11 protein-coding genes, 2 tRNA genes and 1 pseudogene are annotated in these 19,487 nt (G+C 22.2%); 13 read left to right on the top strand and 1 reads right to left on the bottom strand.

Features of this window, described 5'->3' with window-relative positions; translation table 11 throughout:
• The first annotated feature begins 47 nt into the window (after nt 1-47).
• The 13 genes and pseudogenes from rpoC to GJT89_RS01505 all read left to right on the top strand — a co-directional run bounded on the left by rpoC (nt 48) and on the right by GJT89_RS01505 (nt 17,521).
• Nucleotides 48-4,259: a DNA-directed RNA polymerase subunit beta' gene (gene rpoC / locus GJT89_RS01565; RefSeq protein WP_168894790.1), complete on the top strand. Its 4,212-nt coding sequence runs from the start codon at nt 48-50 to the stop codon at nt 4,257-4,259.
• 127 nt (nt 4,260-4,386) lie between these two features.
• Complete coding sequence (locus GJT89_RS01560) at nt 4,387-5,022, top strand: RlmE family RNA methyltransferase (protein ID WP_168894789.1); 636 nt, start codon at nt 4,387-4,389, stop codon at nt 5,020-5,022.
• Between the two features lie 47 nt (nt 5,023-5,069).
• A pseudogene (gene ftsH / locus GJT89_RS01555) lies at nt 5,070-6,872 on the top strand (ATP-dependent zinc metalloprotease FtsH); the annotation flags it as partial.
• Nucleotides 6,873-7,168: 296 nt separating this feature from the next.
• On the top strand, nt 7,169-7,438 hold the full coding sequence (gene secG / locus GJT89_RS01550) for a preprotein translocase subunit SecG (RefSeq protein WP_168894788.1): 270 nt from the start codon (nt 7,169-7,171) through the stop codon (nt 7,436-7,438).
• A gap of 9 nt (nt 7,439-7,447) precedes the next feature.
• Nucleotides 7,448-7,539, top strand: a tRNA-Leu gene (locus GJT89_RS01545).
• Between the two features lie 55 nt (nt 7,540-7,594).
• A tRNA-Met gene (locus GJT89_RS01540) sits at nt 7,595-7,671 on the top strand.
• Nucleotides 7,672-7,958: 287 nt separating this feature from the next.
• Nucleotides 7,959-9,449, top strand: coding sequence for a transcription termination factor NusA (gene nusA, locus GJT89_RS01535; RefSeq protein WP_168894787.1), 1,491 nt, complete (start codon nt 7,959-7,961; stop codon nt 9,447-9,449).
• 36 nt (nt 9,450-9,485) lie between these two features.
• The gene (gene infB, locus GJT89_RS01530; protein WP_168894786.1) at nt 9,486-11,732 is read left to right on the top strand and encodes a translation initiation factor IF-2; all 2,247 of its coding nucleotides are present in this window, start codon (nt 9,486-9,488) and stop codon (nt 11,730-11,732) included.
• A 49-nt stretch (nt 11,733-11,781) separates the two neighbouring features.
• On the top strand, nt 11,782-12,135 hold the full coding sequence (gene rbfA / locus GJT89_RS01525) for a 30S ribosome-binding factor RbfA (protein WP_168894785.1): 354 nt from the start codon (nt 11,782-11,784) through the stop codon (nt 12,133-12,135).
• A gap of 35 nt (nt 12,136-12,170) precedes the next feature.
• The gene (gene truB, locus GJT89_RS01520; protein WP_168894784.1) at nt 12,171-13,115 is read left to right on the top strand and encodes a tRNA pseudouridine(55) synthase TruB; all 945 of its coding nucleotides are present in this window, start codon (nt 12,171-12,173) and stop codon (nt 13,113-13,115) included.
• Between the two features lie 48 nt (nt 13,116-13,163).
• Nucleotides 13,164-13,433 (top strand): 30S ribosomal protein S15, encoded by a 270-nt coding sequence (gene rpsO / locus GJT89_RS01515; protein WP_168894783.1) that lies wholly within the window; start codon nt 13,164-13,166, stop codon nt 13,431-13,433.
• Between the two features lie 76 nt (nt 13,434-13,509).
• On the top strand, nt 13,510-15,621 hold the full coding sequence (gene pnp, locus GJT89_RS01510) for a polyribonucleotide nucleotidyltransferase (protein ID WP_168894782.1): 2,112 nt from the start codon (nt 13,510-13,512) through the stop codon (nt 15,619-15,621).
• Nucleotides 15,622-15,823: 202 nt separating this feature from the next.
• Nucleotides 15,824-17,521, top strand: a complete 1,698-nt coding sequence (locus GJT89_RS01505) for a DEAD/DEAH box helicase (protein WP_168894781.1) — start codon at nt 15,824-15,826, stop codon at nt 17,519-17,521.
• Nucleotides 17,522-17,707: 186 nt separating this feature from the next.
• Here GJT89_RS01505 and pgi read toward each other — a convergent pair whose 3' ends face one another.
• Entirely contained in the window at nt 17,708-19,324 is a 1,617-nt protein-coding gene (pgi, locus tag GJT89_RS01500) for a glucose-6-phosphate isomerase (RefSeq protein WP_168894916.1), read from the bottom strand.
• Nucleotides 19,325-19,487 lie beyond the last annotated feature (163 nt).

Below are 19,487 nucleotides of genomic sequence, written 5' to 3'. Positions count from 1 at the left end.
ATTATTAAAGTTTTATCTACTCATAATATGATTGAGGTAATAAATTTGTGGAAGATTTATTTAATTTTTTAAAATCACAAAACAAAATTGAAGAATTTGATACAATAAAACTTTCTTTAGCTTCTTCTGATATGATAAAATCTTGGTCTTTTGGAGAAGTAAAAAAACCTGAAACAATTAATTATCGTACATTTAAACCAGAAAGAGATGGATTATTTTGTGCACGTATTTTTGGTCCTGTTAAAGATTATGAGTGTTTATGTGGTAAATATAAACGTCTAAAACATAGAGGTGTTGTTTGTGAAAAATGTGGAGTAGAAGTAACACAAACTAAAGTTAGAAGAGATCGTATGGGACATATTGAATTAGCATCACCTATTGCACATATATGGTTTTTAAAATCATTACCTTCTAGAATAGGTTTATTATTAAATATTCCCTTAAGGGATATAGAAAGAGTATTATATTTTGAATCTTATGTAGTAATTGAAGAAGGTATGTCTTCATTAAATAAAAAACAAATTTTATCTGAAGAACAATATTCAAGTGCATTAGAAGAATTTGGGGATGAATTTGAAGCTAAGATGGGAGCAGAAGCAATACAGTATTTATTAAAAAATATTAATTTAAAACAAGAATGTAAAATATTACGTGATGAATTAAATAATACTAATTCCGAAACTAAAAGAAAAAAAATATCTAAAAGAATAAAATTACTAGAATCTTTTATAAGTTCAGGTAATAAACCAGAATGGATGATTATGACAGTATTACCTGTTCTACCACCAGATTTAAGACCTTTAGTTCCTTTGGATGGAGGAAGATTTGCAACATCTGATTTAAATGATTTATATCGTCGAGTTATTAATCGTAATAATAGATTAAAACGTTTACTAGAATTATCAGCCCCTGGTATTATTATTAAAAATGAAAAACGTATGTTACAAGAAGCTGTTGATGCTTTATTAGATAACGGAAGAAGGGGTAAATCTATTACCGGTTCTAATAAACGTCCTTTAAAATCTTTAGCTGATATGATTAAAGGAAAACAAGGTAGGTTTAGACAAAATTTATTAGGTAAAAGAGTTGATTATTCAGGAAGATCAGTAATTACTGTAGGTCCATATTTAAGATTACATCAATGTGGATTACCTAAAAAAATGGCATTAGAATTATTTAAACCATTTATATACGGAAAATTAGAAGTTAAAGGTTTTGCTACTACTATTAAAGCCGCAAAAAAAATGGTAGAAAAAGAAGAATCAATAGTATGGGATATTTTAGATGAAGTAATAAAAGAACATCCTATTCTGTTAAATAGAGCTCCGACCCTACATAGGTTAGGAATTCAAGCTTTTGAACCTATTTTAATTGAAGGAAAAGCGATACAATTACATCCTTTAGTGTGTGCTGCGTATAATGCAGACTTTGATGGAGATCAAATGGCTGTACATATTCCTTTAACATTAGAAGCTCAATTAGAAGCAAGAATTTTAATGATGTCTACTAATAATATTTTATCTCCTGCAAATGGAGAACCAATTATTGTACCATCACAAGATGTAGTTTTAGGTATATATTATATGACTAAAGATAAAATTAATGCTTATGGAGAAGGAATGATATTAACAGGTCCTAAAGAAGCAGAACGTGTTTATATTTTAGGACAAGCTGATTTACATGCTCGTGTTAAAGTAAAAATAAAAGAATATAAAAAAAATTTAATTAAGAATATATGGATAAAAAATAGTAGTATTGTGGATACTACTATTGGTAGGGCTATTTTTTGGAATTACGTACCTAAAGGTATATCATATAATATGATAAATAAAACTTTAGGTAAGAAAGATATATCACAAATTTTAAATATATGTTATCGAATTTTAGGATTAAAATCTACAGTTATTTTTGCTGATCAAATTATGTATACTGGTTTTTATTATGCTGCTAAATCAGGTTCTTCTGTAGGTATCGATGATATTATAATACCTAATAATAAAACAGATATTATTTCTGAAGCAGAATCTGAAGTTACTGAAATTCAAGAACAATTTCAATCAGGTCTTGTGACTGCAGGAGAAAAATATAATAAAGTTATTGATATTTGGGCTGCTGCTAATGAAAAAGTAGCGAGAGCTATGATGAAAAATTTGTCTGTAGAAAAAGTAATAGATAAAAAAGGTTTTATAACAGAACAAAGTTCTTTTAATAATATTTTTATGATGGCAGATTCTGGTGCTAGAGGTTCTGCAGCACAAATTAGACAATTAGCTGGGATGAGAGGTTTAATGGCAAAACCAGATGGTTCTATTATTGAAACTCCGATTATTGCTAATTTTAGAGAAGGATTAAATGTTTTACAATATTTTATTTCAACTCATGGAGCACGTAAAGGATTAGCAGATACTGCTTTAAAAACAGCAAATTCTGGTTATCTTACTCGTAGATTAGTAGATGTAGCTCAAGATTTAGTTATAACAAAAAATGATTGCTTAACTTTAGATGGTATAAAAATTTCCTCTATTATTACTGGAGGAGATATAAAAGAATCATTAAGAGAAAGAGTATTAGGAAGAGTAGTTGCAGAAAATATTTTTTATCCAGATAGAAAAGAAATTTTAATTAATAGAAATACATTATTAAATGAAAAATACTGTGATATATTAGAACAATATGCAATTGATAATATTAAAGTAAGATCTGTAGTAAGTTGTGAAAATAATTTTGGAGTATGTGCATATTGTTATGGTCGTGATTTAGCAAGAGGACATTTAATAAATATAGGAGAAGCTATAGGAGTTATTGCAGCACAATCAATAGGTGAACCTGGAACTCAATTAACAATGAGGACTTTTCATGTTGGAGGTGCAGCTTCTCGTTCAGCTACTGAATCAAGTATTCAAGTTAAAGATAATGGAATTATAAAGTTAATAAATGTAAAATCAGTTATAAACTCTACTAATAAATTAGTAATAATATCTAGAAATTCTGAATTAAAAATTATTAATAATTTTAATAAAATTATAGAAAGTTATAAAATACCATATGGTGCTATTATAACAAAAAAAAATGGATCAAATATTAATGCAGGAGAAATAATTTCATATTGGGATCCTCACAGTATGCCTATTATTAGTGAAGTAAGTGGAAAAGTAAAATTTATTGATATGTTAGAAGGACAAACAATTATAAAACAAACCGATGATTTAACTGGATTAACATCTATTGTTGTTTTAGATACTTTTGAAAGAACTTCTATAGGTAAAAATTTTAGACCCATGATTAAAATAATAAATGATCGTGATGAAGATATAATTATCCCCGGTACAGATATTCCTGCACATTATTTTTTACCTAATAAATCAATAGTTCATTTAAAAGATGGTGTCCATATAAATGCAGGTGATGTTTTAGCAAAAGTTCCTCAAGAATCAGGTGGAACAAAAGATATTACTGGAGGACTTCCAAGAGTAGCTGATTTATTTGAAGCTAGGAAACCAAAAGATTCTGCTATTTTAGCAGAAATTAGTGGTATTATTTCTTTTGGTAAAGAAACAAAAGGAAAAAGAAGAATAATAATTACTCCTATAAATTCTGACATTCAACCATATGAAGAAATGATACCAAAATGGAGACAATTGAATATTTTTGAAGGAGAATTAATTAATAAAGGAGATATTATTTCAGATGGTCCAGAATCTCCACATGATATCTTAAGATTAAGAGGAATTAATGCAGTTACCAACTATATAATTAATGAAGTACAAGATGTTTATCGACTTCAAGGAGTAAAAATTAATGATAAACATATAGAAGTTATTATACGTCAAATGTTACGCAAAGCTACTATAATAAAAATGGGAGATTCTAATTTTTTAGAAGGAGAACAAGTAGAAGTATCAAAAATAAAAATTGTAAATAAAAAATTACAAGAACAAGGGAAAAATATAGCATTATATAATCATGATTTATTAGGTATTACTAAAGCATCTTTAGCAACTTCATCTTTTATTTCTGCAGCATCTTTTCAAGAAACAACAAGAGTATTAACTGAATCATCAGTAGCTGGAAAATGTGATCAATTAAAAGGACTAAAAGAAAATGTTATTGTAGGAAGATTAATTCCTGCTGGAACTGGATATTCTTATCATCAAGATAGAATTAAGAAAAAAAAATTAAAATTTAATAAAAAAACAAATAATATTTCTTCTGTAGATTCAGCTGCTGCTAATTTAACTGAATTATTAAATGCTAATTAAAAAAAATTAAAATTATCAATTTTATGTATTTTTTATTTCATTACAAATTGTAATATTTTAAATTTTTTGTTACTATTTAATATGTAGTTTTAAAAAATTATTAAATATTTAATAACAAATAATTTTTATGAATTTTAAAAAAAATAGAAAATCTAAAAAATGGTTAAAAAATCATTTTAAAGATTTTTATATAAAAAAAGTACAAAAAAATATTAATAAATTTAGATCTAAATCATGGTTTAAATTAGAAGAAATAAATAAAATATACAAAATATTTAAAAATGATGATATGACAGTAATTGATTTGGGATCTTCACCTGGTGGATGGTCTAGCTTTGCTGCATCAAAAATTGGTAATAATGGAAAAATTATAGCTTGTGATATATTACCAATGAATCCAATTAAAAAAGTTAATTTTTATCAGGGAGATATATGTAATTCTATTACATTAAATAAAATTTTTCAAATATTAAAAAAAACAAAAGTTCAAATTATAATGTCTGATATGGCTCCTAATATATCTGGTATAAAAGAAATAGATATACCACGTGTTATTCATTTGAATAAAATAACATTAAAATTATGCTGTTCTTTATTAGAACATAATGGGAGTTTTTTAGTAAAAACTTTTCAAAGTAAAGAATTGGTTAAATATTATAATAAAGTCAATTCTTTATTTAAAGAAATTAAAATTAGTAAACCTAATGCTTCAAGATCTCAATCATGTGAAATTTATATTGTTGCAAAAAAATATAAGAATTAATATAAAATATACTAACAAAGTTACAAGAGGTTATTCTTTTGAATGATATGGCAAAAAATCTAATTCTCTGGTTAGCAATTACAGTCATATTAATATCTGTTTTCCAGAGTTTGAATCCAAATGGATCAAATAAAAAAACTAAAATTGAATATTCAACTTTTCTATCTGAAATAAAACAAGATAAAATAATTAAAACAAGTATTAATGGAAGAAAAATTCGTGTTTTTAGAAAAGATAATAGTAATTATACTACTTATTTACCAATGCATGATTCACATTTACTTGGAATGCTACTTTCAAAAAATATAAAAGTATTAGGAGAACCTCTTGAACCCCCTAGTATATTACTATCTATTTTTATTTCTTGGTTCCCAATGTTATTATTAATTGGGGTTTGGATTTTTTTTATACGTCAACTACAAGGTAGTGGTAAAGGAGCTTTATCTTTTGGAAAAAGTAAAGCTAAAATGTTAACAACAGATCAAATAAAAATTACATTTAATGATGTAGCTGGATGTGATGAAGCAAAAGAAGAAGTAAAAGAATTAGTTGATTACTTAAAAGAACCAGCAAAATTTCAAAAATTAGGAGGTAAAATTCCTAAAGGAATTTTAATGGTAGGACCTCCAGGAACAGGAAAAACTTTATTAGCAAAAGCTATAGCAGGAGAATCAAAAGTACCATTTTTTACTATTTCTGGTTCTGATTTTGTTGAAATGTTTGTAGGAGTTGGTGCTTCTAGAGTAAGAAATATGTTCAGTATCGCTAAAAAATCTTCTCCATGTATTATTTTTATTGATGAAATAGATGCTGTAGGTAGACAAAGAGGAGCAGGATTAGGTGGTGGACATGATGAAAGAGAACAAACTTTAAATCAAATGTTAGTTGAAATGGATGGTTTTAATGATAATGAAAGTATTATTGTTATTGCAGCTACTAATCGTCCTGATGTATTAGATCCGGCTCTTTTAAGACCTGGACGTTTTGATCGTCAAGTAATCGTTGGTTTACCAGATATAAGGGGAAGAGAACAAGTATTAAAAATACATATAAAAAATATACCTATATCAAAAGAAGTTGATCTTAAAATTTTAGCAAGAGGAACTCCTGGTTTTTCAGGAGCCGATTTAGCGAATTTAATAAATGAAGCAGCTTTATTAGCAGCTCGTCAAAATTATAATTTTGTTTCTATGTTAGAATTAGAAAAAGCAAAAGATAAAATTATGATGGGAGCAGAAAGACGTTCTTTAGTTATGACAGAAGCACAAAAAGAAGCTACTGCTTATCATGAAGCAGGTCATGCAATCATTGGAAGATTAGTTCCAGATCATGATCCAGTACATAAAGTAACAATTATTCCTAGAGGAAGAGCATTAGGAGTAACATTTTTTTTACCTGAAATTGACATAGTTAGTATTAGCCGACAAAAATTAGAAAGTAAAATATCTACATTATATGGTGGTAGAATAGCTGAAGAGATTATCTATGGTGAAAAATATGTTTCAACAGGTTCATCTAATGATATTAAAATTGCAACAAATATTGCAAAAAATATGGTAACACAATGGGGTTTTTCAAAAAAATTAGGTCCTTTATTATATGCAGAAGAAGAAGATGAAATTTTTTTAGGAAGATCAGTTGCTAAAGCTAAACATATGTCTGATGAAACAGCAAAAATAATTGATCAAGAAGTTAAATATTTAATACAAGAAAATTATAATAGAGCATTTAAAATTTTAAGTGATAATATTGATATTTTACATGCTATGAAAAATACTCTAATTAAATATGAAACAATAGGTATAATACAAATTGATGATTTAATGGCTAGAAAAAAAGTCAGACCACCTAAATAATATAGAAAAAAATAATATTTAAAATATATAAATAATTTATAATATTTTATAAAAATTAATATAAGGAATATGATAAAATATCATAGATTTTTTATATTAAATATTATTATTAATAATAATAAATAATTTTTAATAACTAATTTTTATAAAATTAGGATTTTTTATTAAAAATAATAGAAATATAAAATATATTTTTATATAAAATATGAATTTTTTATTGTAATTAATATTTATTATTATATAATATATACAAATTGATATTTTATTAAGATATTATTTGTTAAAATTATATGTATAAATTATTATTGATTTTGTTTATTTTTATTACAACTATTTTAGTTAGTGTTATTATGTTTCAAGATAATGATGAAATTGATATTAGTTCATTAAGTAATACAAAATCACCTTTTGAAACAAATATGTCAAATAAAATATTAACTAGATTGATTATTACATTAACATCTTTATTTTTTATTATTAGTTTAATGTTAAATAATATTAATGTAAAAAAATATAAAAAAGATAATATGGTGCAACAATATCATATAAAATATAAATAGTATTTTTTTACCGATGTGGTGAAATTGGTAAACACGCTACTTTGAGGTGGTAGTACCCTGTTATTTTGGGTTTACGGGTTCAAGTCCCGTCTTCGGTACCAAAATTAATATTGCATTATTTATATTTTTAGCATATCATATATTCTCTAAAGTAGACGCGGGGTGGAGCAGTTTGGTAGCTCGTCGGGCTCATAACCCGAAGGTCGTTGGTTCAAATCCAACTCCCGCAACCAAATACCACATTTTATATTAATTCCTAATTAATGATGATATTTTTATAATATATATATATAATTTATATAATTATTTTATATATTTTATACTTATAAAATTTTTTTTGAATTAAATAAAATTAATCTATAATATAGATATATTTATATTTATATAGATAATAAAAATATTATTTCAAATAATTATTATTTTTATTAAAAAAATACATTCATATTGCTAATATAAGTAATAATCTTTGAATATAATCTAGTTTTCTAATTTTAGAATTTAATATTTAAGGATAACTAGGATGAATAAAGAAATATTAGCTGTTATTGAAGCAGTTTCAAATGAAAAATCTTTACCTCGTGAAAAAATATTTGAAGCTATGGAAAGCGCTTTAGTTAGTGCTACAAAAAAAAAATATGAACAAGATATAGAAGTATTTGTCAATATTGATCGTAAAAATGGTAATTTTAATACTTTTAGAAAATGGTTAATTGTAAAAAAAGTTAATTATCCTACGAAAGAAATTACATTAGATGCTGCACGTATTGAAGATAATAATTTAAAATTAGGTGATTATATTTATGATCAAATTAAATCTATTAATTTTGATCGTATTACTACTCAAGCTGCTAAACAAGTTATTGTACATAAGGTAAGAGAAGCTGAAAAGGCTATTACTATTGCTAAATTTAAAAAAAAAGAAGGTAAAATATTAAGTGGAATAGTTAAAAAAGTAAATAGAAAATACTTAAATTTAGATTTAGGACATAGTACTGATGCCATTATTTTACGTTCTGATATGTTACCAAGAGAAAATTTTAGACTAGGAGATAGAATAAGAGGTCTACTTTTTTATATTAAAGAAAATGTTAAGGAAACACAATTATTTTTAAGTAGATCTAAGGTACAAATGTTAATTGAATTATTTCATATAGAGGTTCCTGAAATAGCAGAAGGATTAATTGAAATTAAAGGTGTTGTAAGAGACCCAGGATCTAGAGCTAAAATTGCTGTAAAAACAAATGATAAAAGAATAGATCCTGTAGGAGCTTGTGTAGGTATGAGAGGTGCTAGAGTACAAGCAATTTCTAATGAATTAAACGGAGAACGTATTGATATTGTATTATGGAATTCTGATCCTGAAAAATTTGTTATTAATGCAATGTCTCCTGCTGACATATCAACAATTATTTTAAATAAAAAAAAACATATTATAGATATTGTAGTAAAGGAAAATAACTTAGCGCAAGCTATTGGCAGACATGGACAAAATATTCGTTTAGCATCACAATTAAGTGGCTGGGAATTAAATGTTATGACTAAAAATGATTTATTTCATAAACATAAACAAGAAAAAAATAATATTATTGATATGTTTGTAAAACATTTAAAAATAGAATATAAATTATCAAAAACAATAGTTGAAGATGGGAAGATATCTTCTTTTAAAGACTTAATATTAATTCCAATAAATAAATTATGTAAGATAACTAATAGTTTTAATTTAAAAATAAATTATTTAAAAAAAATTAAAAAATTAGCTAAAAATATAAATAATGAATCTTTAGTAAAGAAAAATAATCATGAAAAATTTAAAAATAATTTGTTACAATTAAAAGGAATTAATAAAAAATTATCTGAATTATTAATAAATAAAGGAATTTTAACTATTGAAAATTTAGCAGAACAAAGTATTGAAGATATATCTGATATAGATAATCTAAATGAATTAGAAGCGGGGAAAATAATTATGTCTGCACGAAATATTTGTTGGTTTAATAAAAAAAAATAATACATAATTAATTATAAAAATAGAGGAGTAGACAGCATGATAGATGCTGTTATAACTATAAAATCTTTAGCTAATGAAATTAAAATTTCAGTAAAAAATATAATCAAATATTTTTCTGATACAGGTATTTCTAAATTAGAAAATGATATTGTTAATATAGAAGAAAAAAAAAAACTTTTAATATTTTTAAAAAATAAAAAAATAAAAAATTTAAAATTATTAACTTTACATAAAAAAAAATATAATGTTTTATATGTCAACAATAATAAAGGTAAAAAAAAATCTATAAAAATTAAAAATAAAAAAATCAGTAATATAAAAAATATTACAGATTATCAGAAAAAAAATTATTTAGAATTACATAAAAAAAAAATATATAAGAAAAGAAAATATAAAATAAATTCTAAAAATTATAAAGATAAGAAAAAAAATACTACTAACAAAAAATATAAATTAAATTTTTCTAAATTATATCAAAATTTTAATAAACCTATTAAAAAAAATATTAATCGTAATATTGTTATTAATGAAACTATTAGTATATTAGAATTATCTAATAAAATGGCTGTTAAAAGTTCAGAATTAATAAAAACTATGATAAATATGGGAGAAAAAATTTCTGATGTTAATCAATATTTAAAACAAGAAACTGCTCAATTAATTGCAGAAGAAATGGGACATAAAGTTATATTACGTCATGAAAATGATATAGAAAAATTATTAATTAATAATAATAAAAATAATATTAATATAAAACCAAAAACAAGATCTCCTATAGTAACAATTATGGGCCATGTAGATCATGGAAAAACTTCTTTATTAGATTATATTTTTTCTAGTAATATTGCTTTAAAAGAAGTAGGTGGAATAACTCAATATATAAATGCTTATGAAATAAAATTTAATAATAAAGGTATCACATTTCTTGATACTCCTGGACATAAATTTTTTACTTCTATGAGATTAAGAGGAATACAAATTACAGATATAATTATATTAGTTATTGCAGCTGATGATGGAGTTATGCCACAAACTATAGAAGCAATAAAACACGCAAGAAAAACAAAGGTCTCTATTATAGTTGCTATTAATAAAATCGATAAAAAAATTTCAAATTTTAAAAAAATAAAAAGTGATTTAAGTAGATATAATATTATATCTGAAGAATGGGGTGGAGATAATATTTTTGTTAATGTTTCTGCTAAAACAGGAGAAGGTATTAAAGATTTACTAAATGCTATTTTATTACAAGCTGAAATGTTAGAACTAAAAGCAATTAATATAGGTATGGCTCAAGGTGTTGTTATTGATTCTTATTTAGATAAGGGAAAAGGTCCTATAGCTAATATTTTGATAAAAGAAGGAATACTAACAAAAGGTAATATAGTATTATGTGGATGTACTTATGGTAAAATAAAAAGATTAATGAATTTTAAAGGAGAGAATATAATCCAAGCTGGACCTTCTACTCCCATTAAAATTTTAGGTTTATCTGAAATTCCATATGCTGGTGATATTTTAATAGAAGTAAATAATGAAAAAAAAGCTAAAGAAGTAGCATTATATAGAAAAAATAAATATCGTGAAATTAAATTAGAAAGAAAACAAGAACAATTTAAAAAAATGTTTTTAAATTTAAATGATAATAATAAAAACATTCATGAAATAAATATTTTATTAAAAGGAGATGTACAAGGTTCTGTAGAAGCTATTAAAGATAATTTAATTAAATTATCTAATGAAAAAATTAATATAAAAATTATTAATTCAGGAGTAGGAGAAATTACAGAAACAGATGTATTATTTGCAATAGCTAGTAATAAAAATAATGTTATTATTATTGCTTTTAATATTAAAGTAAATAATATTGCTAAAAATTTAATAAGAACAGAAAAAATAAAAATTAAATATTTTTCTATTATTTATGATTTAATAAATGATATGAAAAAATATATAAAAAAACTTTTATTACCAAAATATCAAGAACAATTATTAGGATTAGCAGAAGTAAGAAGTATTTTTACAATTCCTAAAATAGGAATTATAGCTGGATGTATAGTTACATATGGATTTATTAAACGTAATAATTTAATAAAATTATTAAGAAATAAAAATATTATTTATCAAGGAATACTTGATTCTTTAAGAAGATTTAAAGAAAATGTTAATGAAGTACGTAATGGTATGGAGTGTGGAATTAGTATCAAAAATTTTAATGATATTAAAATAGGAGATAAAATAAAAGTTTTTGAAAAAACTGAAATTATAAAAAATAGTAATTAGAAATAAAATAATATTTTTTAATATTATTAAATATTAAAATGGGGGTTTTTTGTACCGTAATTTACGTATTTCATATGAATTAAAAAAACAAATAGCAAAAATATTACAAAATAATATTAATGACATAAGAATTAATAAATTTATTACTGTTACTGATATATTAATATCAAAAGATTTTTCATATGCAAAAATTTTTATAGTATTACCATATAAAGAAGAAAAAATAAATAATAAACAAAATTCACTTTACCATTTAAATAATATTACAGAATATATTAGATATATTCTTAAAAATAAAATTAATTTACGAAAAATACCAAAAATTAAATTTTTTTTAGATTTTTCTTTAAAAAAAGGAAAATATATTAATGATATTTTAAGTAAAATTAAAAAAAATACTTAATTATATAAGTAAAATTATAATATAAATATTAATATATGTCTAAAAAAATAAAGAAACGTAATATAAATGGTTTATTATTACTTGATAAATCTATAGGTTATACATCAAATAAACTTCTTCAATATATTAAAATTATTTTTAGAGCAAAAAAAGCAGGTCATACAGGAACATTAGATCCACTAGCAAGTGGTTTACTGCCGATTTGTTTAGGAGAATATACTAAATTTAGTAGTTATTTAATAAATAAAAATAAAATTTATATAGTTACGGCATTGTTAGGTGAAAAAACTAATACTGCCGATAAAGATGGTGTTCTTATTAAGAAAAGAAATATTTATGTAAATAAAGAAAATATTATTAAAAAAATAAATTTTTTTAAAGGAGAAAATACACAAATTCCTCCTATGTATTCTGCTATTAAATATAAAGGTATACCTCTGTATAAATATGCTAGATTAGGAATTAATTTTTCTCATTTGAAAAAAAGAAAAATCATAATCTATGAAATTAAGTTATTAAAATTTTATAAAAATAAAATTAAATTAAAAATTAATTGTTCTAAAGGGACGTACATACGTAGTATTATTGATGAATTAGGAGATAAATTAAATTGTGGAGCACATATAATAAAATTACGTAGAATACAAATATCTCACATTTCTATTTTACACAAAAATGTTATAACTATTGAACAGTTAAATATTTTAATTAAAAATTATAAAAATAATAAATTAAATATTTTTTTAATAGATAAATTATTATTACCAATTAATTACATGATAAATTATTTACCTAAATTGTATTTATCATTTACTTTAATAAATAATATTAAAAATGGGAAAAAAATAAAAATCTTTCCTTTAGTAAAAAAATACAAAATATTTCGTATATTCGAAGATAATTCTTATAACCTTATAGGTGTTTGTCAAATTAATAATGAAGGTTATATAACAAAATATAAATTAATAAATTTCATTTAAAAATTTTATAATTATTTTAATTAATAAATAATTTATTGGAGTTTAATTATGTATTTTAATAAAGAAAAAAAAGAAAAAATCATAGAAAAATATAAAATAAATAATAAAGATAAAGGATCAACAAAAATACAAATAGCTTTACTAACATTTAAAATTAATTATTTGCATAAACATTTTAATTTACATAAAAAAGATCATCATAGTCGTAGAGGATTATTGCATATGATATCACAACGTCGAAAATTATTAAATTATTTTAAAAAAAAAAAATTACATGATTTTAACATATTAATTAAAGATTTAGGATTAAAAAAATAAATATATTTTTAATATTATTTATAAATTTTTAAAAGTTTAAATTCTTAATATTAAATTTTTTTAAAGGATATTTATTTTGTTAAATCCCATTATTCATAGATTTCGTTACGGTAATAATACTGTAACTATTGAAACAGGAATGATAGCTAGACAAGCAACATCAGCAGTAATGATTAGTATTGATGATACAGCTGTTTTTGTAACAATGGTAGTAGATAAAAAAGTAATACCAGAACAAAATTTTTTCCCATTATCAGTATACTATCAAGAAAAATCATATGCTGCTGGGCGTATTCCTGGTAATTTTTTTCGTAGAGAAGGACGTCCTAGTGAAGGAGAAATATTAATTTCTCGTTTAATAGATCGTCCTATAAGGCCATTATTTAAAAAAGGTTTTTTAAATGAAGTACAAATAATTGCTACTGTTATGTCTTTAAATCCTGATATTAATCCGGATATTGTAGCTATTATTGGAGCATCTATTGTTTTAAATTTATCTGGAATTCCTTTTAATGGAATATTTGGAACTGCTCGTGTTGGTTATATTAATAAAAAATATATATTAAATCCTAGTATAAAAGAGATGAAAAATAGTGAATTAGATTTAATTGTTACTGGTACAAAAAAAGCTATTTTAATGGTAGAAGCAAAATCTAATTTATTAACTGAAGAACAAATTTTAAATGCAATAATATATGGTCATAATAAACAACAAAAATTAATTGATAATATTATTCATTTATCTAATAAAGTTAAAAAAAAAGATAAAGAATGGACATTATATCCTATAAATAAAAATCTTAAACAAAAAATCATTTTTTTATCACAAAAAGATTTAATAAACGCATATAGTATTAAAGAGAAGCAGAATAGAATTAATCAAATTGATTTAATTAAATTAAAAATTATTGAATTACTAAAGGAAGAAAAAGAATATGAAAATATATCTATTAATCATATAAATGAAATTTTTTATGAATTAGAAAAGAAAATAGTAAGAAAAAATATTATTAATAAAAATCTTAGAATTGATGGTCGTGAACATGATATGATCCGTAATTTAGATGTACGTATAGGAATTCTTCCTAGAACACATGGTTCAGCTTTATTTACACGTGGAGAAACACAAGCTTTAGTAACAGCAACATTAGGTACTACTAGAGATGCTCAATCTTTAGATAATTTAATTAATAATAATAAAATAGATAATTTTTTATTTCATTATAATTTTCCTTCTTATTCTGTTGGTGAAATTGGGATTATTAGTAATCCTAAAAGACGTGAAATTGGTCATGGTAATCTAGCAAAAAAATCATTAATCCCAGTAATGCCTGATATAAATAATTTTCCATATACAATAAGAATTGTATCAGAGATAACAGAATCAAATGGTTCTTCTTCAATGGCTTCAGTATGTGGTGCTTCTTTAGCTATGATGGATGCAGGTATTCCTATAAAAAATGCTGTTGCTGGAATAGCAATGGGATTAATTAAAGAAAATAAAAATTTTATAATATTATCAGATATTTTAGGTGATGAAGATCATTTAGGTGATATGGATTTTAAAGTTGCAGGTACTGAAAAAGGTATTACTTCATTACAAATGGATATGAAAATAGAAGGTATAACCTATAAAATTATGAAATTAGCTTTAGCACAAGCAAAATTAGCTAGATTACATATTTTAAAAATAATGAAACAAGCTATTTGTTTTCCTAGAAAAAATATTTCAGAATTTGCACCAAGAATTCATACCATTAAAATTAATCCAGAAAAAATTAAAGATATGATAGGTAAAGGAGGTTCTGTTATTAGAGCTTTAACAGAAGAAACTGATACAATTATTGAAATAGAAGATAATGGAGTTATAAAAATAGCAGCTAAAAATAATGAACAAATTCAATTTGCAATTCGTCGTATAGAAGAAATTACAGCAGATATAATAATTGGAAAAATCTATAATGGTAAAGTTATTCGTATTGTTGATTTTGGAGCATTTATTTCTATAGGTAATAGAAAAGAAGGATTAGTACATATTTCTCAAATAGCTAATAAACATGTAAATAAAGTTAGTGATTATTTAAAATTATTACAAAATGTATTTGTAAAAGTTATGGAAATTGACAAACAGGGACGAATCAGATTAAGTATAAAAGCTGCTAATAAAAATGTTAGTAAAAAAATTTAATTTTTATTTTGTATAAAAGATTAATTTAAATAACATTTTCAAAATATAAATAATAATTAATGTAGTAATTTATTAAAATTAATTATTAATATTTGTAATTATGTTTATTTTAAACATAATTACAATTTAAATATTTATAATTATTTTATTTATTAAAATAAAATATTAATCTTTTTTTTAAATCTATTAAGGAACATAATGAATGACTAATATTACTTTCGCAAAATTTGGTTTAAATAAGTTTCTTTTAAAATCATTAAATAATACAGGTTACTTAAAACCTTCTCCTATACAAAAAAAATGCATTCCTTATTTATTAACAGGTAAAGATGTATTAGGAATAGCACAAACAGGAAGTGGCAAAACTGCAGCATTTATATTACCATTATTAAATAATTTAAATTTATCTATAAAAGCAACACAAGTATTAATTTTAACACCTACAAGAGAATTAGCGATACAAGTAGCAGAAGCTACATTAATTTTTGCAAAATATATTCATGGTGTAAATATTGCTCCATTATATGGAGGACAGTCATATCATATACAATTAAAAAATTTACGTTTAGGAGTACAAATTATTATAGCTACTCCAGGACGTTTATTAGATCATATAAAAAAAAAAACTGTTAATTTAACTAAGTTACGTAGTTTAGTTATAGATGAAGCTGATGAAATGTTAAGAATGGGTTTTATTGAAGATGTAGAAAAAATATTATCAACAATACCTAAAGGATATCAAACTTCATTATTTTCAGCAACAATGCCACAAAGAATAAAAAATATAACCAAAAAATTTATGATACATCCATATGAAATATTTATAAAAACAAATATTAAAACCATCCCTGATATTAAACAAACTTATTGGATAATATATGGTAAAAAAATAGATGCTTTAATGAAATTTTTAGAAACTGAAAATTTTGATGCAGTTTTAATATTTGTTAAAATGAAAACATCTACAATTGAAATATCAGATATACTAAAACAATTTGGTTACGATAGTGCACCATTAAATGGTGATATGAAACAAAGTAATAGAGAACAAACTTTAGAAAAATTTAGAAATGGAAAATTAAAAATTTTAATTGCTACAGATATTGCTGCAAGAGGTTTAGATGTTGACAAAATTAATCTAGTCATAAATTATGATTTTCCTATGGATATAGAATCATATATTCATCGTATAGGTAGAACAGGAAGAGCAGGTAGACAAGGTAAATCTTTAACATTTATTGAATACAGAGAAAAAAGATTACTTAAAAATATTGAACGTAGAATTAAATGTAATATTAGAGAAATAGTATTACCAAATTCAAAAATTTTATGTCAAAAAAGATTAGAAAAATTTATTACAAAAGTACAAAAGGAAGTAAATAATATTAATTTAAAAAAATATAAAGATATTTTATCAAAAATACTAATTCGAATTGATGTAAATCAAGAAACATTAATGACTATTTTATTAAAAATGGCACAGGAAAAAAGACCTCTAATTTTACCTCCTGATCCTTCTTATAATATAAGAAAAAAATTTTATAAAAAATCAAATTTTGTTAAAAATAATTATATAAAAAAATATAAAAAAATAAAAAATTATATGGATATATATCGTATTAATATAGGGAAAAAAGATAAGGTAGAAGTTCGTCATATTGTAGGAGCAATTATTAATGAATTTAATATTAATAGTAATAATATTGGTAATATTAAATTATTTACTAGTTATAGTACTATTGAATTAAATTCAAAAATTAAAAAAAATATTATTCAATATCCTAATATTAGGATTTTAAATAAAAAAATAAATTTTATTTTAATACCTAAATTTAAAAGATCATATAAAAATCTTAATTTTAAATTTAAAAATAATAAAATTATAAAAAAAGATATATAAAATTTAGTAAAAATTTTTTTAAAAAATTTTATTTAATTAGTAAAATATATAAATATTATTATTAATAATATTTAAATTGTATTTATAATAATACCTTCAAATAAAAAAATATATATATTATAAAACATTACTTTTTATTTTTATTAATTAAATAAATTTTATTTATTGATTTTTAATTAATAAAAATTAACTAAAAGATTTATAAAAATTTATTAATCCATTAGTTGAACTATCATATTTATTTATTTTCTTTATTTCTTGGCTAATATTATTTAATAAAATATTAGTTACTTTTTTACCAAGTTCAACACCCCATTGATCAAAAGAAAAAATATTTAATATTACTCCTTGTACAAAAATTTTATGTTCATAATAAGAAATTAATGATCCTAAATTATAAGGATTAATTTTTCTTAAAAAAATAGAATTACTTGGATGATTACCAAAACAATATTTATATATGTTTTCTTGTAATATATATTTATTATTAGTATTACCAAATGCTAATGCTTTAGTTTGTGCAATAAAATTTGAAATTAATTTATTATGATGTTCTTTAAAAAAATTATTTAAATTACTTACTGAAGCTATAAAATCACATGGTATTAATTTAGTTCCTTGATGTAACATTTGAAAAAAAGAATGTTGTCCATTAGTACCAATATCTCCCCATATTATGGGACTTGTTTGGTATTTTATTTTATTTCCATTTCTATCTATAGATTTACCATTAGATTCCATACATAGTTGTTGTAAATATTGTGGGAAAAAACGCATATTATAAGAATAAGGTATTATTGCTTCTGTTTCTGTATTCCAAAAATTACTATACCAAATACTGATTAATGCCATAATAATAGGAATATTATTATTTATAGGAGTATAAAAAAAATGATTATCCATTTTATTAGCTCCTTTTAATAATTTTTTAAAATTATGAAATCCAATAGATAAAGAAATGGATAATCCAACAGAAGACCATAAAGAAAAACGTCCTCCTATTTCAGATAATAATGGTAAAATATTATTTTTATTAATACCAAAATTTATTGCAGCATTAATATTATTTGTTACAGCAATAAAATGTTTTAATAGTATTAAATTTTTATTTATGTTTGTAATAATATTTTTCATAAACCATTTTTTTATACTTGAAGCATTTGTTATTGTTTCTTGTGTGGTAAAGGTTTTTGATACAATAATAAATAAACTTTCTTCTAGTTTTATTTTTTTTATAATCTCTACTAATTGATCAGAATCAATATTAGATAAAAAAAATAGATTTAAGTTATTTTTATATGATTTTAATGATTCTGTAACCATTAATGGTCCTAATTCTGATCCACCTATACCTATATTTATAATATTTTTAATTTTTTTATTTGTATAACCTTTCCATTTTTTTGAAATAATATCATCAGAAATATTTTTTATTTTTTGTAAAATAAAATTTATATTATTATGTATTTTCGTATTTTTTAATAAAAAATTGTTACTTCTTGTTGCTATATGTAATACTGAACGTTGTTCTGTAACATTAATTTTTTTACCATAAAATAATGCATTAATAGCATTAATACAATTAGTTTCTTTTGCTAAACTAATTAAGAATTTCATTGTATTTTTATTTATTATATTTTTTGAATAATCAAAAAGAATATTATTCTCGAAATTAATTGAAAAATTTTTAAATCTATTTTTATCTTGTTTAAAAAGATGATGAAGAGTAATATTTTTAATTTCTTTTATATGATTTTGTAAATTTTTCCAAGAAATAGTTTTTGTAGGATTAATATTTTTCATAATAGACATATTATTTTTTATATAATAAAATGTGAACTTTAAAATAAATAATATTTTTAAACATCAAATTTTTTTAATAAAAAAATTATATCATAAATTTAAAATTTATTAAAAATCAATTTTTTAAATTTATATATATAATAAAAATTATATTTACAATGAG

This window comes from Enterobacteriaceae endosymbiont of Donacia versicolorea, from assembly GCF_012570965.1.
GTDB lineage: Bacteria > Pseudomonadota > Gammaproteobacteria > Enterobacterales > Enterobacteriaceae.
The sequence above is the reverse complement of the archived record's forward strand: the minus strand, read 5'-3'. Positions and strand labels throughout refer to the sequence as shown.